This window comes from Pseudomonas alkylphenolica (assembly GCF_016009175.1).
Lineage (GTDB): Bacteria > Pseudomonadota > Gammaproteobacteria > Pseudomonadales > Pseudomonadaceae > Aquipseudomonas > Aquipseudomonas alkylphenolica_B.
Genome location: NZ_JADUCM010000042.1, coordinates 1 through 23,226, shown reverse-complemented (window position 1 = coordinate 23,226; position 23,226 = coordinate 1). Strand labels below are relative to the sequence as shown.

Annotated in this window: 19 protein-coding genes; 13 read left to right on the top strand and 6 right to left on the bottom strand. The window is 61.7% G+C overall.

The features are described 5' to 3' along the window. Window positions 1–59 precede the first annotated feature (59 nt). The 5 genes from zwf (at window position 60) to I5S59_RS24075 (ending at window position 4,595) form a co-directional block, all read left to right on the top strand. A complete protein-coding gene (gene zwf, locus I5S59_RS24095; protein WP_197878799.1) occupies window positions 60–1,529 on the top strand; it encodes a glucose-6-phosphate dehydrogenase in 1,470 nt (489 codons plus the stop codon). Continuing rightward, on the top strand, window positions 1,516–2,229 hold the full coding sequence (gene pgl / locus I5S59_RS24090; RefSeq protein WP_197878798.1) for a 6-phosphogluconolactonase: 714 nt from the start codon (window positions 1,516–1,518) through the stop codon (window positions 2,227–2,229). Before zwf ends, pgl begins: the two co-directional genes overlap by 14 nt. 17 nt (window positions 2,230–2,246) lie before the next feature. Then, a complete protein-coding gene (locus tag I5S59_RS24085) occupies window positions 2,247–2,921 on the top strand; it encodes a bifunctional 4-hydroxy-2-oxoglutarate aldolase/2-dehydro-3-deoxy-phosphogluconate aldolase (RefSeq protein WP_197878797.1) in 675 nt (224 codons plus the stop codon). A 219-nt stretch (window positions 2,922–3,140) separates the two neighbouring features. Next, window positions 3,141–3,863, top strand: coding sequence for a monalysin family beta-barrel pore-forming toxin (locus tag I5S59_RS24080; RefSeq protein ID WP_197878796.1), 723 nt, complete (start codon window positions 3,141–3,143; stop codon window positions 3,861–3,863). 18 nt (window positions 3,864–3,881) lie between these two features. Further along, on the top strand, window positions 3,882–4,595 hold the full coding sequence (locus I5S59_RS24075) for a monalysin family beta-barrel pore-forming toxin (RefSeq protein WP_197878795.1): 714 nt from the start codon (window positions 3,882–3,884) through the stop codon (window positions 4,593–4,595). 61 nt (window positions 4,596–4,656) lie between these two features. Here I5S59_RS24075 and leuA read toward each other — a convergent pair whose 3' ends face one another. The 4 genes from leuA to I5S59_RS24055 form a co-directional block, all read right to left on the bottom strand. Continuing rightward, window positions 4,657–6,330 (bottom strand): 2-isopropylmalate synthase, encoded by a 1,674-nt coding sequence (leuA, locus tag I5S59_RS24070; RefSeq protein ID WP_197878794.1) that lies wholly within the window; start codon window positions 6,328–6,330, stop codon window positions 4,657–4,659. Between the two features lie 311 nt (window positions 6,331–6,641). Then, window positions 6,642–7,466: a peptidoglycan DD-metalloendopeptidase family protein gene (locus I5S59_RS24065; RefSeq protein ID WP_197878793.1), complete on the bottom strand. Its 825-nt coding sequence runs from the start codon at window positions 7,464–7,466 to the stop codon at window positions 6,642–6,644. A gap of 3 nt (window positions 7,467–7,469) precedes the next feature. Further along, window positions 7,470–8,849, bottom strand: a complete 1,380-nt coding sequence (gene xseA, locus I5S59_RS24060; protein ID WP_197878792.1) for an exodeoxyribonuclease VII large subunit — start codon at window positions 8,847–8,849, stop codon at window positions 7,470–7,472. A 34-nt stretch (window positions 8,850–8,883) separates the two neighbouring features. Beyond that, window positions 8,884–9,774: a LysR substrate-binding domain-containing protein gene (locus I5S59_RS24055; RefSeq protein WP_197878791.1), complete on the bottom strand. Its 891-nt coding sequence runs from the start codon at window positions 9,772–9,774 to the stop codon at window positions 8,884–8,886. 113 nt (window positions 9,775–9,887) lie between these two features. Here I5S59_RS24055 and I5S59_RS24050 point away from each other — a divergent pair, with 113 nt between their 5' ends. The 4 genes from I5S59_RS24050 to guaA all read left to right on the top strand — a co-directional run bounded on the left by I5S59_RS24050 (window position 9,888) and on the right by guaA (window position 14,446). Next, window positions 9,888–10,658 (top strand): sulfite exporter TauE/SafE family protein, encoded by a 771-nt coding sequence (locus I5S59_RS24050; protein WP_420066475.1) that lies wholly within the window; start codon window positions 9,888–9,890, stop codon window positions 10,656–10,658. Window positions 10,659–10,676: 18 nt separating this feature from the next. Beyond that, on the top strand, window positions 10,677–11,234 hold the full coding sequence (locus I5S59_RS24045) for a sugar ABC transporter ATPase (RefSeq protein WP_197878789.1): 558 nt from the start codon (window positions 10,677–10,679) through the stop codon (window positions 11,232–11,234). An 85-nt stretch (window positions 11,235–11,319) separates the two neighbouring features. Beyond that, window positions 11,320–12,789, top strand: a complete 1,470-nt coding sequence (gene guaB / locus I5S59_RS24040; protein ID WP_128322521.1) for an IMP dehydrogenase — start codon at window positions 11,320–11,322, stop codon at window positions 12,787–12,789. Between the two features lie 79 nt (window positions 12,790–12,868). Beyond that, a complete protein-coding gene (guaA, locus tag I5S59_RS24035; RefSeq protein ID WP_128322520.1) occupies window positions 12,869–14,446 on the top strand; it encodes a glutamine-hydrolyzing GMP synthase in 1,578 nt (525 codons plus the stop codon). A gap of 96 nt (window positions 14,447–14,542) precedes the next feature. Here the strand turns inward: guaA and I5S59_RS24030 are convergent, their stop codons facing one another. Then, a complete protein-coding gene (locus tag I5S59_RS24030; protein ID WP_197878788.1) occupies window positions 14,543–15,028 on the bottom strand; it encodes an ester cyclase in 486 nt (161 codons plus the stop codon). A gap of 216 nt (window positions 15,029–15,244) precedes the next feature. Between I5S59_RS24030 and I5S59_RS24025 the strand changes: the two genes are divergently transcribed. Together I5S59_RS24025 and tadA are read left to right on the top strand one after the other, a co-directional pair. After that, a complete protein-coding gene (locus I5S59_RS24025) occupies window positions 15,245–16,624 on the top strand; it encodes a multicopper oxidase family protein (RefSeq protein ID WP_197878787.1) in 1,380 nt (459 codons plus the stop codon). Then, the gene (gene tadA, locus I5S59_RS24020; protein ID WP_197878786.1) at window positions 16,624–17,106 is read left to right on the top strand and encodes a tRNA adenosine(34) deaminase TadA; all 483 of its coding nucleotides are present in this window, start codon (window positions 16,624–16,626) and stop codon (window positions 17,104–17,106) included. The genes I5S59_RS24025 and tadA overlap by 1 nt, the downstream gene beginning before the upstream one ends. 77 nt (window positions 17,107–17,183) lie before the next feature. On the opposite strand, the gene mltF is transcribed toward tadA, so the two are convergent. Then, window positions 17,184–18,644 (bottom strand): membrane-bound lytic murein transglycosylase MltF, encoded by a 1,461-nt coding sequence (mltF, locus tag I5S59_RS24015; RefSeq protein ID WP_197878785.1) that lies wholly within the window; start codon window positions 18,642–18,644, stop codon window positions 17,184–17,186. Between the two features lie 245 nt (window positions 18,645–18,889). Between mltF and purL the strand changes: the two genes are divergently transcribed. Together purL and I5S59_RS24005 are read left to right on the top strand one after the other, a co-directional pair. Beyond that, window positions 18,890–22,789 carry a phosphoribosylformylglycinamidine synthase gene (gene purL, locus I5S59_RS24010; protein ID WP_197878784.1) on the top strand — a complete coding sequence of 1,300 codons (3,900 nt, stop codon included), beginning with the start codon at window positions 18,890–18,892 and terminating at the stop codon, window positions 22,787–22,789. 2 nt (window positions 22,790–22,791) lie between these two features. Further along, a complete protein-coding gene (locus tag I5S59_RS24005) occupies window positions 22,792–23,103 on the top strand; it encodes a YqfO family protein (RefSeq protein WP_197878783.1) in 312 nt (103 codons plus the stop codon). Window positions 23,104–23,226: the final 123 nt, after the last annotated feature.

Below are 23,226 nucleotides of genomic sequence, written 5' to 3'. Positions count from 1 at the left end.
CTTGAAAACTCGGTTTGAAACCGGTATTTCTACGTCAACTTGATAAAAGAACCAACATCATGGCATTGATCAGCGTTGAACCTTGCACCTTTGCCCTGTTTGGCGCTCTTGGCGACCTGGCCTTGCGCAAGCTGTTTCCGGCGCTCTATCAGCTGGATCGCGCCGACCTGCTGCATGCCGACACCCGCGTGCTGGCCCTGGCGCGTGAGCCCGGCAGCGCCGAGGAGCACCTGGCGTCGATTGAAGCGCACCTGCAAGAATTCGTGCCGGCCGGGCAGGTCGAGGCCTTGGTGTTGCAGCGCTTTCTGGCGCGCTTGCGCTATGTGCACGTGGATTTTCTCAAGTCCGAGGACTATGCGCTGCTGGCTGCCGAGGTGGATGACAACAGCCAGCTGATCGCTTACTTCGCCACACCAGCGGCAGTGTACGGTGGCATCTGCGAGAACCTCGACAAGGCCGGCCTTGCTGCGCGGACCCGGGTTGTACTGGAGAAGCCCATCGGTCATGACCTGGAGTCTTCACGGCGGGTAAACGACGCGGTGGCGCAGTACTTTCCGGAAAACCGCGTGTATCGCATCGATCATTACCTGGGCAAGGAAACCGTACAGAACCTGATCGCCTTGCGCTTTGCCAACAGCCTGTTCGAAACCCAGTGGAACCAGAACTCGATCTCCCACGTTGAAATCACCGTGGCCGAAAAGGTCGGAATCGAGGGGCGCTGGGGCTACTTCGACAAGGCCGGGCAGTTGCGCGACATGATCCAGAACCACCTGTTGCAGCTGCTTTGCCTGATTGCCATGGACCCGCCCAGCGACCTGTCTGCCGATAGCATCCGCGACGAGAAGGTCAAGGTGCTAAAAGCCCTGGCGCCGATCACCGGCGAAAGCCTGAGCACCTGTGTGGTGCGTGGCCAGTACATTGCCGGCTACAGCGAAGGCAAGTCGGTGCCCGGCTATCTGGAAGAAGAAAACGCCAACGCGCAGAGCGATACCGAAACCTTTGTTGCCCTGCGCGCCGACATCCGCAACTGGCGCTGGGCCGGGGTGCCGTTCTATCTGCGTACCGGCAAACGCATGCCGCAAAAACTGTCGCAGATCGTCATCCACTTCAAGGAAACCCCGCACTACATCTTCGCCCCGGAACAGCGTTTGCAGATCGGTAACAAGCTGATCATCCGCCTGCAGCCGGACGAAGGCATTTCGTTGCGGGTGATGACCAAGGAGCAGGGGCTGGACAAAGGCATGCAACTGCGCAGCGGCCCGTTGCAGCTGAATTTTTCCGATACCTGGCGCAGTGCGCGGATTCCGGATGCCTATGAGCGTTTGTTGCTGGAAGTGATGCGTGGCAATCAGAACCTGTTTGTGCGCAAAGACGAAATTGAATACGCGTGGAAGTGGTGCGACCAGCTGATCGCAGGCTGGAAGAAAAGCGGCGATGCGCCCAAGCCCTATGCGGCGGGTTCCTGGGGGCCAATGAGCTCGATTGCACTGATTACCCGTGATGGGAGGTCTTGGTATGGCGATATCTGAACTGCAACTGCCGGCGAACGTGACGGCGCACACCTTTGATTCTGCGTCGCAACTGGCGACCGGGCTGGCGAACGATGTTGCCCGGCGACTGGAGGCGGCCATCGTCAGTAAAGGCGAGGCGACCCTGGTGGTGTCGGGCGGTCGTAGCCCGGTGGCATTCTTTGAAGCACTGGCCAGGCAGCCGCTGGCGTGGTCGAAGGTGCTGGTGACCCTGGCTGATGAGCGCTGGGTGCCGGTTGAACACGCCGACAGCAATGCCGGGCTGATCAAGCGTCATCTACTGGCCGGTAATGCGGCCAAGGCGCGCTTCCTGAATCTTTATCGCAGCGCGGCCAGCCTGGAGGCGGCCGCACTGAACGCCGATCAGGCCCTGGCTGAACTGCCGGGTATTGATGTACTGGTGTTGGGCATGGGCGATGACGGTCACACGGCGTCGTTGTTTCCCAATAGCCCTAACCTTGAAGAAGGGCTCGACCCGCTTGGCACCCGGCGCTGCCTGCCGATGCTGGCGCCGACGGTGCCCCATCAACGCCTGAGCATGACCCGCGCCCTGCTGGCGACTGCCGGTTTTACCGCCTTGTCCGTGCAAGGCCCGGGCAAACTCGCTACCCTGCGCGCCGCGCTGGCAGGTGCAGACCTTGCTGAGATGCCGATTCGCGCCTTTCTACACGACCCTCTGGATATTTACTGGTGCCCATGAGCCAAGGATCCGCTGTTATGACCACCCATGAACTGAAGCAGCCGGGAGTTTCCATGGCCGATAAAATTGCCCGGATCGATCAGATCTGCACCCAGGCGCGCATTCTGCCGGTGATCACCATCGCTCGCGAAGCAGACATCCTGCCGCTGGCCGATGCCTTGGCCGCCGGAGGCATCAGGACCCTGGAAGTAACCCTGCGCTCGCAGCACGGCCTGAAGGCCATCCAGGTACTGCGAGAGCAGCGGCCGGAGCTGTGTGTCGGCGCTGGGACGGTTCTCGATCGCAAGATGTTTGCGGCCGTAGAAGCTGCGGGTGCGCAGTTTGTGGTCACGCCAGGTATCACCGAAGACATTCTCAAGGCGGGTGTGGAAAGCGAAGTACCGTTACTGCCAGGGATCAGCACGCCGTCGGAACTGATGATGGGTTATGCCCTGGGGTATCGCCGCTTCAAACTGTTCCCGGCGGAAATCAGCGGCGGGGTGGCAGCAATCAAGGCTTTCGCCGGCCCGTTTGGTGACGTGCGCTTTTGTCCCACCGGCGGGGTCAACCCCGGCAACGTGCGCAACTACATGGCGTTGGCCAATGTGATGTGCGTGGGCGGCACCTGGATGCTGGACAGTGGCTGGATCAAGAATGGCGACTGGGCAAAGATCGAAGCCTGCAGTGCCGAGGCGCTGGCCTTGCTGGACTGAAACTGAATTTGTTGTGTGCTTTACGGCTTATGGGGCGCTTGGTCAGCGCCCCTTTTTTTGTGCCAAAACTTGTGTTCTGTACATGCTGTGCTGCCTGGGTCAGGGTGCACGGCAGGCATATTTTTATAAGCTTTTTCGAGATGAGGAAAGACATCCGTATGGGTGCGCTCGACCAGGTCTCATAGTCTCATGCACTCCAATAGTATTCAGAGGTGTGTGATGGAAGAGTATGAGCATTTATCACCCGATGACTTTCCACGCTTGAGCGGTTCCTATCTGATTGAGAAGTACCTTGTTGGCGTAGATGAGTTTCATCGAGGCTGCTGGGTAGAGGGTGAAACAGTTCATGGCAAGTTTGCGCTCCCCACAGGAAGCAATAATGTATTTACCCGACCTGTGTTTGCCTACCTTGATTACTTGGGTACCTATCCTGCGCTAGGGATTGAAGAGTGTGAGCTTGAATTCCGTCGCACCCGCGGACATGAAGTCTGGTTTGCTCATCAGGCCGAGCGCTTTGCTGCGCCCAAAGCGCTTGAACTGGTCAATGTGGTTTCGGAGTTGCTTTCTGGCATCTGCCCTTCGGAAAGTTGGCAACCGCAATCATTGGTAGAGCATGCGGTGCGTGTGGCCGGGGCTGAGCGCTATGTAGCGTGTCAGATGAAGGTGGTTTATGCGCATTGGTTGAAAGGGGGCGCGTCCGAGTGTGCGGATTTGTTCTCTGTGCAGCCAGCGTCTGTACGGGATGCCAGGGAAGGGGGTTTTTTTCTCTCCACGGTTGCCACGGACTTGGTACTGGTAAGGCCGGCATCAATCGAAATCAATGCGCCACTTTCGCGCAAGATGATTTACCACTTGGTATTCAACCTGGCATTTGAAGCGACCGGTTCCAATGGCTGGAACTTCAATGAGCAGGCAGCCGATAGCAATTTTTTACAATACTGACCAAGTGGAGATGATGTTATGAGTAACTTGATAGATGAAGTCCCTCGGTATCCGTTAAAGAGGGGGTCCTACGAAATCGAGCAGTATTTGATTGGCGATGAGCTCAAGGCCGGTTGCTGGATCGATGGTGATACGAAATATGGTGATGTGCACTGTGGCAACCAGAATTGGACCACCTATACGCGGCCTGTCTTCGCCTACCTGCAGCATGTCGCCACGATTCGATCCAATGTACAGACGGAGCATGAGCGTGAAGTGGTCGTTTGCGAGGGTTTCAGCAGGAACTTTTCCAAAAGTGTCCAGTTTTCGGTAGGTTTCTCTGCCGACTTCGGTGCAGTCAATGTGGGGGCGGAACTGTCCGCCATGTTTTCGGCAACGGAAACCATCAGCAGTTCTGAATCAATCAAGCGCACCCTGAAGGTCAAAGGAGAAGGGACAATCATGGTGTATCAAGTGCACCTGGTTTACGCCCACCATTTGACGTCTGCCGGTGTTCTGGGGGGGGTAGTCCCTTACACCAGGCGTGCAGATGTATTCGATAAAAATGGTCGGCTCATGCGCGAAGACCTTACTATGCTTTCTTCAGTGGTTTGTGATCAGCTTGTTCCGGTTGAACTGGAAAAATCAATAACACCCTTGACCTGGAAGCAAGTCAATCAGGCTGTCTTGTTCAATCAATATGAGAAAGAGCCAGGCGCCAGGCGATGGACCTTCGATTTCTCCGTCGGGTGAACGACGACTCGTAATAAAAAGCCCGCTTCCAGGAAGCGGGCTTGATGCATGCCGATATTACTCAGGCTGCCTTGGCATCCTGCAGGCTCAGCGAACGGTTCAATGCACTGAACAGGGCCTTGAAGCTGGCCGTAGTGATGTTTTCATCGATGCCCACGCCATGCACCGGGCGGCCACCGGCCACGCGCAGTTCAATGTAGGCCGCGGCCTTGGCATTGGTGCCTGCACCAATGGCGTGCTCGTTGTAGTCCATGATCTCCACGGCAATCGGCAGGCCGGCGACCAGCGCTTCCAGGGCGCCGTTACCCTTACCGCGCCAGTGCAGGGTGGTTTCGCCTTCACCGGCAACTTCCACTTCCACGGCGCTGTGGCCGTTTTCTTCCTGCAGGCGGTGGCTAACCAGCGCATACGGGGCATTGGCCTGGAGGTATTCCTTCTGCAGCAGGCTGTAGATCTGCTTGGCGGTCATTTCCAGGCCCAGGCGATCGGTTTCACCCTGTACCACCTGGCTGAACTCGATCTGCATGCGGCGCGGCAGGCTGATGCCGTATTCCTGCTCGAGCAGGTAGGTAATGCCGCCTTTGCCCGACTGGCTGTTGACGCGGATCACCGCCTCGTAGCTGCGGCCGATGTCGGCCGGGTCGATCGGCAGGTACGGCACTTCCCACAGTTCGCTTTCCTGCTGCTTGGCGAAGCCCTTGCGGATGGCGTCCTGATGCGAGCCGGAGAACGCGGTGTGGACCAGATCACCGACGTACGGGTGACGTGGGTGGACCGGCAGCTGGTTGCACTCTTCGACGACCTTGCGCACGCCGTCGATGTCGGAGAAGTCCAGTTGCGGGTCGATGCCCTGGGTGTAGAGGTTCAGCGCCAGGGTTACCAGGTCGACGTTGCCGGTACGCTCACCGTTGCCGAACAGGCAGCCTTCGGCACGGTCGGCGCCAGCCATCAGGCCCAGCTCGGTGGCGGCGATGCCGGTGCCACGGTCGTTGTGGCAGTGCAGGCTGATGATCACGCTGTCACGGCGGCTGATGTTGCGGCAGAACCACTCGATCTGGTCGGCGTAGATGTTCGGCGTGGCAACTTCCACGGTAGCCGGCAGGTTGAGGATGAGCTTGTGCTCAGGCGTCGGGTTCCACACTTCGATGACCGCGTCGCAGACTTCCTTGGCGAACTCCAGTTCGGTGGCGCTGAAGGTCTCTGGCGAGTACTGGAAGGTCCACTGGGTTTCCGGTTGCTGGGCGGCGTACTTGACGAACAGCTTGGCCGCGTTCACCGCGATGTCCTTCACGCCTTGCTTGTCCTGGTTGAAGACGATGCGGCGGAACGACGGGCTGGTGGCGTTGTACAGGTGGACGATGGCCTTCTTCGCACCGCGCAACGATTCGAAGGTACGTGCGATCAGGTCTTCACGGGCCTGGGTGAGTACCTGGATGGTGGTGTCGTCCGGGATGTGGCCGTCTTCGATCAAGGTGCGCACGAAGTCGAAGTCAGTTTGCGAGGCGGACGGGAACGAGGCTTCGATTTCCTTCACGCCCACCTGCACCAGGGTCTTCCAGAAGCGCAGCTTTTTCTCCGAGTCCATCGGCTCGATCAGCGACTGGTTGCCATCACGCAGGTCCGAGCTGCACCAGATCGGCGCTTCGGTGATGGTCTTCGACGGCCAGGTACGGTCAGGCAGGTCGATGGTCGGGAAAGCGCGGTACTTCTTCGATGGGTCTTTGAGCATGGTCATGAAAGCAATCCTTGAGTGTGCGGCCTGGAAAAGGGCCTGCCGTACGAAAACGAGATGAAAAGGCGAGGCGACGCGATTCAGCTTGGTAGTCGTGCACTGACCAGGCAGAGGCTGCGATGTTGACGAAGCAGGATGAGGGTGTGAAAGGTCTTCATGGCTTCAACCCTAACCAGTGGGGTTAAAGATGGCAAGCCTTGATGGAAAATTGATAGGAATGCTTAAAAAGTGAAAATTGTCGAGATTTTATAGCGCCCCGCAAATAAAAAGACCGCGCCAGTTGCGCGGTCTTTTTGATTGGCGCAAGCCAGGGCTCAGGGCTGGAATGCCCCGATGAAAATTGCCGGATCAACCCGGGCGTCGTTGAGGCTGATATTCCAGTGCATGTGCGGGCCGGTGGCGCGCCCCGTCGAGCCGACCCGGCCGACCACCGCGCCACGACTGAGTTGCTGGCCCGGTTTCACGTCGATCTTCGACATGTGGCAGAACATGCTGATAAAGCCCTGGCCATGGTCAACGAAGACGGTGTTGCCGTTGAAGAAGTAGTTGCCGACCAGGATCACTTTGCCGTTGGCCGGGGTCTTGATCGGCGTACCGGCAGGCACGGCGAAATCCAGGCCGGCATGCGGATTGCGTTCTTCGCCATTGAAGAAGCGGCGCACGCCGAATTTGCTCGACAGCGGGCCGTTGACCGGTTTGTCGAGGATCAGGTTGCTCGGCAGGGTCGGGCTGAAGCTGCGGTAGGCCTTGATCTGTTCGGCAAGCTCGGCCTCGATGCGCTTGAGGTCGGCCGGGTCGGGGTTGACCTGGCGCTTGTTTTTCAACGTGATGCGTTGCTCCGGGTACTTCTTGCTGCCGACGGTGAAAGTCAGCGTGCGAGTGCCCTGGGTCAGCTGCGCCTGGCCGGGCTTCTGCGTCAGCGGCAAACCGACAATGGCCAGCCAGTTGTCCTGCTCCCTGACCACCAGTACCGGTTTGCCGTCAAAACGCGCACTCGGGGCCTGGGCCGCCGGGCCGAGGTCTACGACCGCGACGCCACCGGGGACGGGCTTGTTCAACTGACGGGTGATGTAACTGGCCTGGGCACTGCTGGCAAACGCCAGGCACAACAGCAACAGCGGGGCAAACAGACGGGGCATGGTTCAGTCCAGTAGTGAAAGCGTGACCGGGGTCAGGTGGTTGTCTTCGACCCGCACGTGCAATTCGCCCTCACCCAGGCGCGCGCTCAGGCGTTGACCGTTGTGGGTCTGGGTTGCGCTGCGGATCGCCTGGCCGCGTTCGTCGAGGAGAATGCTGTAGCCACGACCGAGCGTGGCCAGCGGGCTGACCACATGCAGGGTTTGTACCTGGGCCTGAAGACGCTGGCGGCGGTCCTTGAGCGTTTCGCGCATGGCCCGTGGCAGGCGTTCGGCGAGGCTGTCCAGGCGCTGCTTGAGCAGGGCCAGGGTACGGCCGGGGTGTTGCGCTGCCAGGCGGGTGTCGAGGCGCGCGAGGCGTTCGCGGCGCTGGTTCAGGCGCTGCTCGAAGGCCCGGCGCAGGCGCATGTCCAGGTCGTCCAGGCGCTGCGCCTGCTGGCGCAGGCGTTCGCCCGGGTGGCGCAGGCGTCGGGTCAGGCTGTCGAGGCGCAGGCGGTCGTGCGTCAGGCGGCTCTGGATGCGCAGCAGCAAGCGCCGTTTGAGGCTGTCGATGCGCCGCTGCAGGTCGCTGCTGTCGGGGGCCAGCAACTCGGCAGCGGCCGAGGGTGTAGGCGCCCGCACATCGGCGACAAAGTCACTGATCGAGACATCGGTTTCGTGCCCGACGGCGCTGACGATGGGTGTCACGCAGGCGGCGATGGCACGTGCCACAGCTTCTTCGTTGAAGCACCAGAGGTCCTCCAGCGAGCCGCCGCCGCGGGCCAGGATCAGCGCGTCGAAGCCGCGGCCGTCAGCCAGTTGCAGGGCACGAACGATCTGGTTGATCGCCTCGCGGCCCTGCACGGCGGTTGGGATCAAGGTCAGCTCGACCTGCGGTGCCCGACGCCCGAATACACTGATGATGTCGCGGATGACCGCGCCAGTGGGCGAACTGACGATGCCGATGCGTTGCGGGTGCGTGGGCAGGGCTACCTTGCGCTCGGCGCTGAACAGGCCTTCGGCGCCGAGCTTTTCCTTCAGCGCCTCGAAGGCCAGGCGCAGGGCGCCATCACCGGCCGGTTCGACGGTGTCGAGGATCAGTTGATAGTCGCCGCGGCCCTCGAACAGCGAGACCTTGCCGCGCACCTTGACCGCCAGGCCATCGCGCAGGGCCTGGCGAACGCGGGTGGCGTTCTGCCGGAACAGTGCGCAACGCACCTGGGCGCCGCTGTCCTTGAGGGTGAAGTAGATGTGGCCGGAGGCCGGGCGGGCGAGGTTGGAAATCTCGCCTTCAACCCAGACATTGCGGAACACGTCTTCAAGCAGCACCCGGGCGCGGCCGTTGAGCTGGCTGACGGTGAGGACTTCGCGGTCCAGACCGAGTCTTTCGAAGGGGTCTTTGATCATGGGCTGCATCATAAAGGATTGTGGCGAAGGGGTGTCAGTGGTTCGGCCCGCGCATATGGGCGATGAACTGCTGCACCAATGGCCCGGCATCGCGACGATAGGCAATTGCTACGGTGCTGCTGCAACCTTCGTCCGTCAGGCCGATAAAGCGCAGTGATGGCGGAGCGATCTCCTGCATGCATTGCGGCAGCAAGGCCACGCCAAAGCCGGCCTGGATCAACTGCAACTGCGTGGTCTTGCGCGACACGACCCGGGCAGCGGTCGGGAAGAACCCTGCAGCCATGCACAGTTCGGCGGACAGGTAACTCAAGCCGCCGCGCTGACGATGGGGGATGGATATGAATGGCTCGTCACGCAGTTGCGCCAGGGCAACGCGGGTTTCACCGGCCAGTGGATGATCGCCGGCCACCGCCAGCAGCAGGGGTTCTTCGAACAGCGGCAGCACACTCAACCCTTCATGCTGGCGCAGCACCGGCAAGCGCAGCAGGCCGACATCAAGACGATCGTCGGCGAGCTCTGCAAGCTGCGCCTCGGATGAATGCTGGGCGATCTCCATGGCCACGCCCGGGTGGTCGTGCAGGTAGCCACTGAGCCGGGTCAGCAACTGCCCGGTCAGTGGCACCGTGCTCGAATGGTTCAGGCGCAGGCTGCCCTGCACGCCATGGCCGACATCGCGGGCCAGGCGCTGGGCTTTTTCCAGATCGACCAGCAGGGTGCGGGCCCTGGGCAAGAACGCCAGGCCTGCCGCTGTGAGGCGCGGCTGACGAGCAGTACGTTCGAACAGCAGGGTGTCGAGCTGCGACTCCAGTTCCTTGATCTGGCGGCTCAGGGCCGATTGGGCAATGAACAGCCGCTCGGCGGCGGCGCTGAAACTGCCGCTTTCGGCAATTTCAACGAAGTAGCGCAACTGACGGGTAGAAATCATGGCTGATATGCTGTTTTGAGATGGCTGAAGGCATAATTGCATATTAGTCGCATGACTGGGTGCTGGCTAAAGTTTGCGCACCACTCCTGTTGGCGATCTCCATGCTCTCGACCCTGTTTGCCCAGCAACCCTTCATGCCCCTCGACTGGCTGCCGATCCTGCTCGGTGTGGGCGCCGCCTATATCGTCTTCGGCATCGCCGGTTTCGGCACAGCGCTGGTCGCCGGGCCGGTACTGATCCACTTCATGCCCCTGTCGCGGATCATCCCCTTGCTGGTGTTGCTGGATTTTCTTGCTGCGTTCGGCAACTGGTTGCCTGCGCGTCAGGCGGTGGCGCGCTCGGAGTTGCTGCGCCTGCTGCCGTGCATGGCGCTGGGTTGCACCCTCGGCGTGCTGTCCTTGCTTAGCCTCAAGTCTGACCTGCTGTTGCTGTTGATGGGGTTATTCATCAGCGCCTATGCCCTGTACAGCCTCGCAGTGAAGGTCAGGCCGGCCCGGCTCTCGGCTGCCTGGGCGGTGCCGGTGGGCACGATGGGCGGCCTGTTTGGTGCCTTGTTTGGCAGCGGCGGCTTTCTTTATGCGCTCTACCTTAATGCCCGCCTGCCTTCCAGTGAGCAGGCGCGGGCGACCCAGAGTGCGCTGATCAGTTGCAGTACGGTGGTGCGCCTGAGCCTGTTTCTGGTCGCCGGCGTGTATGCCGACGCGTCGCTGTGGTTACTGGCCCTGTGCTTGCTGCCGATGATGGCGATCGGGCTGTACCTGGGCCGGCGCCTGACCCTGAAGCTGTCGCGCGAAGCCTTCGTGCGCCTGGTTACCTGGCTGGTGCTGGCCAGCGGCATTGCCCTCATCGGTCGCTACCTGAGTGAGGTAAACTGGTCGCTTTGAGCATGTTTGGCTGCCGTCATGATTACCCAGAGCATCATTGTCCCGAAGATCTCCACTGTTCCTGTGCATGAGGCGCGCGCGCGGGCGATTCTGCGCTGGCTGGTGCGCGAGAAGGTCATCGAGGAGCAGTTGAGCACCTGCGGCAGCACCGGCAACCGCATGGCCTATGCCATCGCCGAGGGCGCGCGCAAGGTGGTGGAACGCCCGGAACTGTTGCCGTTCGGGCAGATGATCAATGGCCTGGAAGTGATCACCAAGCGTTGCATCTATACCCCTCTGGACGGCTTCCTCGAGGAAGCCGGCTGCGCTGAATGCCGCCGCGAGGTGGGCGTGGCGCTGTTCGAAAGCCTGGAGGAGTGGATGCCGGGGCAGACGGACAATTTCATTTGCCCGCTGTGCGCGCATGAAGATGACATCAACGGTTTTCTGTTCCTGCAACCCTGCGCGTTTTCCAACCTCGGCTTTATCTTCAACAACTGGGGCGCGGCGGGTTTCAGGCAGGCTTTTCTCGACGACTTTGCCGATTGGCTGGACCAGCCAGTGGCCGTGGTGCAGGTAACCCACGCAGACAACTGACCGAAGGCCCATCTTTGCATTGAGCGAAGGGCTCTGGATGAGTATAATGGCGCGCTTCCATTTTTCCCGCCCGGGAGCCCCCGCGATGCTGCGTATCAGCCAAGAAGCCCTGACCTTCGACGACATTCTCCTAGTGCCTGGTTATTCAGAGGTACTACCCAATGAAGTCAGTCTCAAGACCCGTTTGACCCGTGGCATCGAGCTGAACATTCCGTTGGTTTCCGCCGCCATGGATACCGTGACCGAAGCCCGCCTGGCCATTGCCATGGCACAGGAAGGCGGCATCGGCATCATCCACAAGAACATGACCATCGAGCAGCAAGCTGGCGAAGTGCGCAAGGTCAAGAAGTTCGAGGCCGGCGTGGTCAAGGACCCGATCACCATCGAAGCCGATGCTACGGTGCGTGACCTGTTCGAGCTGACGCGCCTGAACAACATCTCCGGCGTTCCGGTGCTGCACAATGGCGACCTGGTCGGCATCGTCACCTCCCGCGACGTTCGCTTCGAAAACCGCCTGGACGCCACTGTCCGTGAAGTGATGACGCCTAAAGAGCGCCTGGTCACGGTCAAGGAAGGCGCCGACAAGAACGAAGCGCGCGAACTGCTGCACAAGCACCGCATCGAGCGCGTGCTGATCGTCGACGACAACTTCGTGCTCAAAGGCATGATGACCGTTAACGACATCGAAAAAGCCAAGGCCTACCCGCTGGCCAGCAAGGACGACCAGGGTCGTCTGCGCGTTGGTGCTGCGGTCGGTACCGGTAAAGACACCGGTGACCGTGTTGCGGCACTGGTAGCAGCCGGCGTTGACGTGGTGGTGGTTGACACCGCTCACGGTCACTCCAAGGGCGTGATCGATCGCGTTCGCTGGGTGAAGGAAAACTTCCCGCAGGTTCAGGTCATCGGCGGCAACATCGCCACCGGCGCTGCTGCCAAGGCCCTGGCCGAAGCAGGCGCTGACGCCGTCAAGGTCGGTATCGGCCCAGGCTCGATCTGCACCACCCGTATCGTTGCCGGTGTCGGCGTGCCGCAAATCAGCGCCATCGCCAATGTCGCCGCCGCGCTGGAAGGTACCGGTGTTCCGCTGATCGCCGACGGTGGCATCCGCTTCTCCGGTGACCTGTCCAAGGCCATCGTTGCCGGCGCCTCCGCCGTGATGATGGGTTCGATGTTCGCCGGTACCGAAGAGGCCCCGGGCGAAATCGAACTGTTCCAGGGTCGCTCCTACAAGGCGTACCGCGGCATGGGTTCGCTGGGTGCAATGTCCCAGGCCCAGGGTTCTTCGGACCGTTACTTCCAGGACTCCTCGGCCGGTGCCGAGAAGCTGGTACCGGAAGGTATCGAAGGCCGTGTTCCGTACAAAGGCACCCTGACCGCGATCATCCACCAGCTGATGGGTGGCCTGCGCTCCTCGATGGGTTACACCGGTTCTGCCAACATCGAAGAAATGCGCACCAAGCCTGAATTCGTGCGCATCACCGGTGCCGGCATGGCCGAGTCCCACGTGCATGACGTACAGATCACCAAAGAAGCGCCAAACTACCGCGTAGGTTGATGCTTCAGGCAACACTTGCTAGCGGGGCTGTTTTCGACAGCCCCGCGTCGTTTCCGATTTCCACTGACGAGATTGAGTCATGGCCCTCGACATTCACGCTCACCGAATCCTGATCCTCGACTTCGGTTCCCAGTACACCCAGCTGATCGCGCGCCGCGTGCGCGAAATCGGCGTGTACTGCGAACTGCACCCGTTCGATATGGACGACGAGGCGATTCGCGAATTCGCCCCACGCGGCATCATCCTCGCTGGCGGCCCCGAGTCCGTGCACGAAGCCAACAGCCCGCGCGCGCCACAGGCCGTCTGGGACCTGGGCGTACCGGTATTCGGTATCTGCTACGGCATGCAGACCATGGCCGAGCAGCTGGGCGGCAAGGTTGAAGGTTCCGAGCTGCGTGAGTTCGGTTACGCCCGTGTCGACGTAGTCGGCAAGAGCCGCCTGCTCGATGGCATCGAAGACCACGTTGACGCCGACGGCGTGCTGGGCCTGGACGTGTGGATGAGCCACGGTGACAAGGTCACCCGCATCCCGCAGGAATTCCACATCCTGGCCAGCACTCCGAGCTGCCCGATCGCCGGCATGGCCGACGACACCCGTGGCTACTACGGCGTGCAGTTCCACCCGGAAGTGACCCACACCAAACAGGGCGGTCGCATCCTCTCGCGCTTCATCCTCGACATCTGCGGCTGTGAAGCCCTGTGGACGCCTTCGCACATCGCCGAAGACGCCATTGCCCAGATCCGTGCCCAGGTCGGCACCGACAACGTCCTGCTCGGCCTGTCGGGCGGCGTCGACTCCTCGGTTGTAGCCGCGCTGCTGCACAAGGCCATCGGCGACCAGCTGACCTGCGTCTTCGTTGACAACGGCCTGCTGCGTCTGCACGAAGGTGAGCAAGTGATGGCCATGTTCGCCGAGAACATGGGCGTCAAAGTGATCCGTGCCAACGCTGAAGAGCAGTTCCTGACCAACCTTGCCGGTGAGTCGGACCCTGAGAAGAAGCGCAAGATCATCGGTCGTACCTTCATCGACGTGTTCGATGCCGAGTCGAACAAGCTTGAGAACATCAAGTACCTGGCCCAGGGCACCATCTACCCGGACGTGATCGAGTCGGCTGGCGCCAAGAGCGGCAAGGCCCACGTGATCAAGTCGCACCACAACGTTGGTGGCCTGCCTGAGGAAATGAACCTCAAGCTGGTCGAGCCACTGCGTGAGCTGTTCAAGGATGAAGTGCGTCGCCTTGGCCTGGAGCTGGGCCTGCCGTACGACATGGTCTACCGTCACCCGTTCCCGGGCCCGGGCCTGGGCGTGCGGATCCTCGGTGAAGTGAAGAAGGAATACGCCGACCTGCTGCGTCGCGCTGACCACATCTTCATCGAAGAACTGCGCAAAGCCGACTGGTACCACAAGGTCAGCCAGGCGTTCGTGGTGTTCCAGCCGGTGAAATCGGTGGGTGTGGTCGGTGACGGCCGTCGTTACGCCTGGGTCGTGGCCCTGCGTGCGGTAGAAACCATCGACTTCATGACCGCACGTTGGGCGCACCTGCCTTACGAGCTGCTGGAAACTGTCAGCGGCCGGATCATCAACGAGATCGAAGGCATCTCGCGCGTAACGTACGACGTTTCGAGCAAGCCGCCAGCAACCATCGAGTGGGAATGATCGGGCGCCGGCACTGACCGGCACCTGGTAGCAACCTGCAGCAAAAAGCCCGCATCTTGGCGGGCTTTTTGCTGTCTGAGCGATGCGTCAGCGCAATTACCAGCCCAGCTGCTTGTTGAACGACAGCGCATCATAGTAATCATGCTGCGAGGCGATCTTGCCGTCCTTGAGCCTGATGAAACTCACGCCCTTGAACGACAACGGCTTGTTGGTCGCCGGGGTCTCGGGTGCCCAGGCGCCAGTGTTGTGTCCATCGAACTGCCACTCGAAAGCGATGTTGTCGCCCTCGACGACGGGCTGGCCGACCATCTGCCATTTCAGGTCAGGTACGGCGTCGATGAACAGCTTGATGACTTCGACCCGGGCGGCTTCCCGGCCGACTTTGGGTACGCCCACGGAGGCGTCGAGAAACTCCCCGTTTTCGGCAAAGTACTGTGCCGCGGCATCAGGGTCGTGTTTGTTCCAGGCACTCATGTAGGCGTTGATGACCTCCAGGGTCTTTTCTTTGTCCGCCGCCACCGAGAACTGGGCAAACAGGACAAAGGCCAGAACACTGACAAGGCGAAGCGAGAGTCGCTGCATGGTATTTCCTCTTCGATTGTTGCTGTTGTTGTAGAGACGCAAGCCCACGAACCGTTTGGTGGGTAATTGTAGTGTCTCCGGCGCAGGGCATCTGTCTGCCTGCGGCAACAGTTCACTTAATCTTTCTCACTTGCAGGTGTATCGTATTCGCCCTTGATCGGCGGTACCTGGCAAGGTACCGACCTGTTGTTCCTGGCAATTCGAGGTAGCTGCTGCATGTCTTTTACCCGGCGACAAATACTCGGCGGCCTGACCGGCCTGGTGGCAATCGGTCTGGGCGCTGGCGGTGCATCCCGCTACTGGCTGGGGCGCAGTGATCCGGATGCCGGACATGACTACGAGCTGATCGCCGCGCCGCTGGACGTCGAACTGGTCTCGGGCTACAAGACCGAGGCCTGGGCCTTCGGCCCGTCGGCGCCGGGTACTGAATTGCGGGTGCGCCAGGGTGAATGGCTGCGGGTACGCTTCATCAATCACCTGCCGGTCGAAACCACCATCCATTGGCATGGCATTCGCCTGCCGCTGGAGATGGACGGGGTGCCCTACGTGTCACAACTGCCGGTCAAGCCCGGTGAGTACTTTGACTACAAATTCCGCGTGCCGGATGCCGGCAGCTACTGGTACCACCCGCATGTCAGCAGTTCCGAAGAGCTGGGGCGTGGCCTGGTCGGGCCGCTGATTGTCGAGGAGCGCGAACCGACCGGGTTCCTTCACGAGCGTACGCTGAGCCTGAAGACCTGGCATGTGGACGAGCAGGGCGCATTCATGCCCTTCAGTGTGCCCCGCGAGGCGGCGCGCAACGGCACTGCGGGGCGGCTGATCACCATCAACGGCCAGGCCAACTCGGTTACCGAGTTGCCGGCGGGGCAAGTGGTGCGGGTGCGGCTGCTGAACCTGGACAACACCTGGACCTACCGCATCAACCTGCGCGGTAACTGCGAAGCGATGATCTACGCCCTCGACGGCAACCCGATCACGCCGCGTCCGCTGAAGAAGGATTACTGGCTCGGCCCGGGCATGCGCATCTGCCTGGCGATTCGCATTCCTGAAGCGGGCGAGGAGATTTCCTTGCGCGACGGCTCGGTACGCCTGGGCACGCTGCGCTCGCTGGCGAGCACGCAGGCGCCCGGCGACTGGCCGCCTGCGCTGCCGGCCAATCCGATCGCCGAGCCCGACCTGGCCAATGCCGAAAAGCTCAACTTCAATTTCGAGTGGGTCGGCAAGGTTTCGGTAAATACCGAGAACGGCAAGCCGCCGAGCCTCTGGCAGATCAATGGCCAGGCCTGGGACATTACCGACAAGACGTGCGCCGACCGGCCGATTGCCACGCTGAAAAAGGGCAAGAGCTATGTTTTCGAGCTCAAGAACATGACCCAGTACCAGCACCCCATTCATTTGCACGGCATGAGTTTCAAGGTGCTGAGTTCGAACCGGCACAAATTCCAGGAACAGTACTTCACGGATACCTACCTGCTGGGCAAGAACGAAAGCGCGCAAGTGGCACTGGTGGCCGATAACCCGGGTACCTGGATGTTCCATTGTCATGTGATCGACCATATGGAAACCGGCCTGATGGCCGCGATCGAGGTGGTCTGATGCGTCAGCCGCAGATCATCGATCGCAGCCGTGATCAGGAGTTCATGCGCCAGGCTCTGGCGCTGGCGGAGCAGGGCGCTGCCCTGGGAGAGGTGCCGGTGGGCGCCGTGCTGGTGCAGCACGGTCAGGTGATTGGCCGGGGCTTCAACTGTCCGATCAGTGGTAGTGATCCGAGCGCCCATGCCGAAATGGTCGCCATTCGCGCTGCAGCCCAGGCAGCGAGCAACTATCGCCTGCCCGGTAGCACGCTCTACGTGACTCTGGAGCCGTGCAGCATGTGCGCCGGGCTGATCGTGCACTCACGCATCGCGCGGGTGGTGTACGGGGCGCTGGAGCCCAAGGCGGGCATCGTGCAGAGTCAGGGGCAGTTCTTTACCCAGGGGTTTCTCAACCACCGGGTCTTGTTCGAAGGCGGCGTGCTGGCCGAGGAGTGCGGGACGATTCTTTCCGAGTTCTTCAAGGCGCGCCGGGCCAAGGCTTGACCATTAGGGATCACTGCCTGGGTGCCGCAGCGAAACCGCGTCACCGTTCTTCGCGGGCAAGCCACGCTCCTACAGGTTCACAGGGGCGGTGAGGGCTCGGGCGGCTTGGTCTTGTCGATGCCCGGTACATGCAGGTTGCCATCGGCCACCTGGCTGCCCTCCAGCTGAGGCTGGGTCACCCAGGTGAGGATGTCGTAGTAACGCCGGATGTTGGCCACGAAATGCACCGGCTCCCCGCCGCGGGCATAGCCGTAGCGGGTCTTGCTGTACCACTGCTTTTGCGAAAGGCGCGGCAGCATTTTTTTCACGTCCAGCCACTTGTTCGGGTTCAAGCCCTCGCGTTTGGCCAGTTTGCGCGCATCGTCCAGGTGTCCGCCGCCGACGTTGTAGGCCGCCAGGGCGAACCAGGTACGGTCCGGCTCCTTGATCGAGTCGTCCAGCTGCTCCTTCACGTGCATGAAGTACTTGGCCCCGCCACGAATGCTCTGCACCGGGTCCAGGCGGTTTGACACACCCATCGCCTGGGCGGTGCGCTGGGTCAGCATCATCAGCCCGCGCACGCCGGTCTTGGAGGTGACTTCGGCCTGCCACATGGACTCCTGGTAGCCGATGGCGGCCAGCAGGCGCCAGTCGACCTGCTCTTTCTTGGCCGACGCCTTGAAGTGTTTCTCGTAGCGCGGCAGGCGTTGCTGCAGGTGTTGGGCGAAGGTGTAGGCGCCTACGTATCCGAGTACATCGACATGACCGTAGTAGCGGTCTTTGAGGCGCTGCAGGGTGCCATTCTTCTGAACTTTGTCGAGAAATTCGTTGATCTCGTTGAGCAGACTGTTGTCGTCGCCGGCAGCGACGGCCCAGCGCTGGTCGCGGGAATCACCGAGATCGAAGGCCACCCGCACGTTGGGGAAGTAGACCTGGTTCATCGCCAGTTCGTTGGAATCGACCAGGGTCAGGTCGATCTGCCCTTCATCGACCATGCGCAGCAGGTCGACCACCTCAACCGCGTCGGACTCTTCGTATTCCAGGGCCGGATACTGCTTTTTCAGTTCTGCCAGCTGTTCGGCGTGGGTGCTGCCTTTGAGCACCATGATCTTCTTGCCCACCAGGTCCTTGGCGTCGGTCGGCCGCGAACGGCCGTTGCGGTAGATGATCTGCGGGGTGACTTCAAGGTACGGGTGGGAAAAACGTACCTGTGACTTGCGCCGTTCGCTGCTGACCAGGCCGGCGGCGGCCAGTACCGGGCCGGAGGGTTTGCCAAGCTGATCGTAAAGCTCGTCGAGGTTGTCGGCGGTCTCGATCTTCAGCTCTACGCCCAGGTCGTCGGCAAAACGCTTGACCAGTTCGTACTCGAAGCCGGTTTCACCGTTGCGGTCTTCGAAGTAGGTGGCGGGGCTGTTGCGGGTAATCACGCGCAGCACGCCGTCCTCCTTGACGCGCTCGAGGGTGCTGGGTTTTTCAACACAGGCACCGAGCATCAGGAAGAGTCCGATTGCGAAGAGCCATTTGGCGCAACGCTGGCGCAGAGCAGTTTGGGCGAACATAGGTTGCAGTATACGCAAAGGACTGATCCCGCCATATCTCGACAACGGATGGCTTGTCTGCTAGCACAGTTTGCGCTAGGCACGGAAAGCAAACGCAAGGGAGGTGGTTTTTTGACCCCCGAGTCCGGTTTGCCCCATCGACAGGCGCACGCGTCGGAATGCGCTGTTGCGGGTGCCGGAAGCCACGGATTTAGGCTAGAATGCACGGCCTCTAAGCACACCCCCTTCCTGAGGCTGTCCCGACGATGTTGATCCTGCGCGGCGCTCCTGCCCTTTCTGCCTTTCGCCACGGTAAATTACTCGAGCAATTGAGCCAGAAAGTCCCCGCTGTTAGTGGTTTGTACGCTGAATTTGCTCATTTCGCCGAGGTTGACGGCGATCTGACCGCCGACCAACAGCAAGTACTCGCACGCTTGCTCAAGTACGGCCCGAGCGTACCGGTACAGGAGCCAAGTGGCCGCCTGTTCCTGGTTCTGCCACGATTCGGCACCATCTCGCCCTGGTCGAGCAAGGCCAGCGACATCGCCCATAACTGCGGCCTGGAAAACATCCAGCGCCTGGAGCGCGGCATTGCCTACTACGTCGCCGGTGAACTGAGCGACGCCGACGCGGCACTGGTCGCCCAGGTTCTGCACGACCGCATGACCCAGATCGTCCTGGCCCGCCTGGAAGATGCAGCGGGCTTGTTCAGCCATGCGCAGCCCAAGCCGATGACCTCGGTGGACATCCTCGGCGGTGGCCGTGCCGCACTGGCACAGGCGAACGTCGACCTCGGCCTGGCCCTGGCCGAAGACGAGATCGACTACCTGGTCGACGCCTTCCAGACCCTGGCACGCAACCCGAACGACATCGAACTGATGATGTTCGCCCAGGCCAACTCCGAGCACTGCCGTCACAAGATCTTCAACGCCAGTTGGGATATCGACGGCGAGAGCCAGGAAAAAAGCCTGTTCGGCATGATCAAGAACACCTACCAGATGCACAGCGAAGGCGTGTTGTCCGCTTACAAGGACAACGCCTCGGTGATCGTCGGTAGCACCGCCGGGCGCTTCTTCCCGAACCCTGAGACCCGCCAGTACGGTGCGGTGCAGGAACCGGTGCACATCCTGATGAAGGTCGAGACCCACAACCACCCGACCGCCATTTCGCCGTTCTCCGGTGCCTCCACCGGTTCCGGTGGCGAGATCCGCGACGAGGGCGCAACCGGCCGTGGTGCCAAGCCCAAGGCCGGCCTCACCGGTTTCACCGTGTCCAACCTGCGCATCCCGGGCTTCGAACAGCCATGGGAGAAGGCGTACGGCAAGCCGGAGCGCATCGTCAACGCCCTCGACATCATGGTCGACGGTCCGCTGGGCGGCGCCGCCTTCAACAACGAATTCGGTCGTCCGGCCCTGACCGGTTACTTCCGTACCTTCGAGCAGTCGATCACTACCCCGCACGGTGAAGAAGTGCGCGGTTACCACAAGCCGATCATGCTGGCCGGTGGTATGGGCAACATCCGCGAAGATCACGTGCAGAAAGGCGAAATTACCGTCGGTGCCAAGCTGATCGTCCTCGGTGGCCCGGCCATGCTGATCGGCCTCGGCGGTGGTGCGGCATCGTCCGTCGCTACCGGTGCCAGCTCCGCTGACCTGGATTTCGCCTCGGTACAGCGCGAGAACCCGGAAATGGAACGCCGCTGCCAGGAGGTCATCGACCGTTGCTGGCAGCTGGGCGACAAGAACCCGATCGCCTTCATCCATGACGTCGGCGCCGGCGGCATTTCCAACGCCTTCCCCGAGCTGGTCAACGACGGTGGTCGTGGCGGCCGTTTCGAACTGCGTAACGTGCCTAACGACGAGCCGGGCATGGCCCCGCACGAAATCTGGAGCAACGAGTCCCAGGAGCGTTACGTGCTGGCGGTCGATGCGGCCGACTTCGAACGCTTCCAGGCTATCTGTGAGCGCGAGCGCTGCCCGTTCGCCGTGGTCGGCGAAGCCACTGCAGAGCCGCACCTGACCGTTACCGACAGCCACTTCAACAACAGCCCGGTGGACATGCCGCTGGAAGTGTTGCTGGGCAAGCCGCCGCGCATGCACCGTTCGGTCACCCGTGAAGCCGAGCTGGGCGATGACTTCGACCCGAGCGCACTGGAACTCAAGGACTCGGTCGAGCGCGTTCTGCGTCACCCGGCCGTGGCCAGCAAGAGCTTCCTGATCACCATTGGCGACCGCACCATTACCGGTCTGGTTGCCCGCGACCAGATGGTTGGTCCGTGGCAGGTGCCTGTGGCCGACGTCGCGGTCACCGCCACCAGCTTTGACGTGTACACCGGCGAAGCCATGGCGATGGGCGAGCGCACGCCGCTGGCGCTGCTGGATGCCCCGGCATCCGGGCGCATGGCGATCGGCGAAACCCTGACCAACATGGCCGCTTCGCGTATCGAGAAGCTGTCCGACATCAAACTGTCGGCCAACTGGATGTCCGCTGCCGGTCACCCGGGTGAAGACGCGCGTCTGTATGACACCGTCAAGGCCGTCGGCATGGAGCTGTGCCCTGAGCTGGGCCTGACCATTCCGGTGGGCAAGGACTCGATGTCGATGAAGACCAAGTGGAGCGAAGAGGGTGCGGAGAAGTCCGTCACCTCGCCGCTGTCGCTGATCGTCACCGGTTTTGCGCCGGTTACCGACATTCGCAAGACCCTGACGCCTGAACTGCGCATGGACCGGGGCGAGACCGACCTGATCCTGATCGACCTCGGGCGCGGCAAGAACCGCATGGGCGCCTCGATCCTGGCCCAGACCCACGGCAAGCTCGGCAGCCAGGCACCGGACGTCGACGACGCCGAAGACCTCAAGGCCTTCTTCGCCGTGATCCAGGGCCTGAACGCCGACGGTCACCTGCTGGCCTACCACGACCGTTCCGATGGTGGCCTGATGACCACCGTGCTGGAAATGGCCTTCGCCGGTCATTGCGGCTTGAGCCTGGAGCTGGACACCCTGACCAGCAAGCGTGAAAAGATCGCCGCCATCCTCTTCAACGAAGAGCTGGGCGCGGTCATCCAGGTGCGTCAGGACGCTACCCCGGACGTGCTGGCGCAGTTCAGCGCTGCCGGCCTGGGCGAAGACTGCGTTGCCGTGATCGGCAAGCCGGTCAACAGCAACGAAGTGCTGATCCAGCACATGGGCGAAGACCTGTTCCAGGGCGAGCGTGGCCAGTTGCAGCGTCAGTGGGCTGAAACCAGCTACCAGATCCAGCGTCTGCGTGACAACGCCGACTGCGCCGATCAGGAGTTCAACGCCCTGCTCGAAGAGGACAACCCGGGCCTGAGCGTCAAGCTCGGTTTCGACGTCAACCAGGACATCGCTGCGCCTTACATCAAGAAAGGCATTCGTCCTCAGGTGGCTGTCTTGCGCGAGCAGGGCGTCAACGGCCAGGTCGAAATGGCGGCAGCCTTCGACCGTGCCGGCTTCAACGCCATCGACGTGCACATGAGCGATATCCTCGCCGGGCGCATCGACCTGAACGAATTCAAAGGTCTGGTCGCCTGTGGCGGCTTCTCGTACGGCGACGTACTGGGTGCCGGTGAGGGCTGGGCCAAGTCGGCACTGTTCAACAGCCGTGCCCGCGAGGCGTTCCAGCAGTACTTCGAGCGTACCGACAGCTTCACCCTGGGTGTGTGCAACGGTTGCCAGATGATGTCCAACCTGCACGAGCTGATTCCGGGCACCGAGCTGTGGCCGCACTTCGTGCGTAACCGTTCCGAGCAGTTCGAAGCCCGTGTGGCCATGGTTCAGGTCCAGGAGTCGAACTCGATCTTCCTGCAGGGCATGGCCGGTTCGCGCATGCCGATCGCCATCGCGCACGGTGAAGGCCATGCCGAGTTCGCCAGCGAAGAAGCCTTGCTCGAAGCCGACCTGTCCGGCTGCGTGGCCCTGCGCTTCGTCGACAACCACGGCAAGGTCACTGAAACCTACCCGGCCAACCCGAACGGTTCGCCGCGCGGGATCACCGGCCTGACCAGCCGCGACGGTCGCGTCACCATCATGATGCCGCACCCTGAGCGTGTTTTCCGTGCCGTGCAGAACTCCTGGCGTCCGGACGACTGGAACGAAGACGGTGCGTGGATGCGTATGTTCCGCAACGCGCGGGTCTGGGTGAACTAAGGGTGTACAAACTCGCGTTCTTCGTCCCGCCCAGCCATGTGGACGTGGTCAAGGCCGCTGTGTTCGCCGCTGGCGGCGGACGCATCGGTGACTACGACTGCTGCGCCTGGCAGGTGTTGGGCCAGGGCCAGTTCCGCCCACTGGACGGCAGCCAGCCGTTCATTGGGCAGCGCGGTGTGGTCGAGCAGGTTGAAGAATGGCGGGTGGAGCTGGTAGTGACCGACGCGCTGATCCAGCCGGTGGTCGCTGCGCTCAAGCAGAGCCACCCTTACGAAACACCGGCGTATGAGGTCTGGCAACTCGCCGACTTCTGATGCCTGTAAAAAAGCCGCCCGCCGGGGGGGGCCCGGGGGGGCGGGGGCCCCCCCGGGGGGGCGGGGGGAGGGCCCCCCGGGGGGGGGCCCAGGGGGCGAGCCCGAAAAGGGGGGGCGGGGGGG

Bases quoted from the DNA above. Each gene is read 5' to 3' on its own strand.
- zwf (WP_197878799.1), top strand. From the start codon at position 60: ATGGCATTGATCAGCGTTGAACCTTGCACCTTTGCCCTGTTTGGCGCT.
- pgl (WP_197878798.1), top strand. From the start codon at position 1,516: ATGGCGATATCTGAACTGCAACTGCCGGCGAACGTGACGGCGCACACC.
- I5S59_RS24085 (WP_197878797.1), top strand. From the start codon at position 2,247: ATGACCACCCATGAACTGAAGCAGCCGGGAGTTTCCATGGCCGATAAA.
- I5S59_RS24080 (WP_197878796.1), top strand. From the start codon at position 3,141: ATGGAAGAGTATGAGCATTTATCACCCGATGACTTTCCACGCTTGAGC.
- I5S59_RS24075 (WP_197878795.1), top strand. From the start codon at position 3,882: ATGAGTAACTTGATAGATGAAGTCCCTCGGTATCCGTTAAAGAGGGGG.
- leuA (WP_197878794.1), bottom strand. From the start codon at position 6,330: ATGACCATGCTCAAAGACCCATCGAAGAAGTACCGCGCTTTCCCGACC.
- I5S59_RS24065 (WP_197878793.1), bottom strand. From the start codon at position 7,466: ATGCCCCGTCTGTTTGCCCCGCTGTTGCTGTTGTGCCTGGCGTTTGCC.
- xseA (WP_197878792.1), bottom strand. From the start codon at position 8,849: ATGATCAAAGACCCCTTCGAAAGACTCGGTCTGGACCGCGAAGTCCTC.
- I5S59_RS24055 (WP_197878791.1), bottom strand. From the start codon at position 9,774: ATGATTTCTACCCGTCAGTTGCGCTACTTCGTTGAAATTGCCGAAAGC.
- I5S59_RS24045 (WP_197878789.1), top strand. From the start codon at position 10,677: ATGATTACCCAGAGCATCATTGTCCCGAAGATCTCCACTGTTCCTGTG.
- guaB (WP_128322521.1), top strand. From the start codon at position 11,320: ATGCTGCGTATCAGCCAAGAAGCCCTGACCTTCGACGACATTCTCCTA.
- guaA (WP_128322520.1), top strand. From the start codon at position 12,869: ATGGCCCTCGACATTCACGCTCACCGAATCCTGATCCTCGACTTCGGT.
- I5S59_RS24030 (WP_197878788.1), bottom strand. From the start codon at position 15,028: ATGCAGCGACTCTCGCTTCGCCTTGTCAGTGTTCTGGCCTTTGTCCTG.
- I5S59_RS24025 (WP_197878787.1), top strand. From the start codon at position 15,245: ATGTCTTTTACCCGGCGACAAATACTCGGCGGCCTGACCGGCCTGGTG.
- tadA (WP_197878786.1), top strand. From the start codon at position 16,624: ATGCGTCAGCCGCAGATCATCGATCGCAGCCGTGATCAGGAGTTCATG.
- mltF (WP_197878785.1), bottom strand. From the start codon at position 18,644: ATGTTCGCCCAAACTGCTCTGCGCCAGCGTTGCGCCAAATGGCTCTTC.
- purL (WP_197878784.1), top strand. From the start codon at position 18,890: ATGTTGATCCTGCGCGGCGCTCCTGCCCTTTCTGCCTTTCGCCACGGT.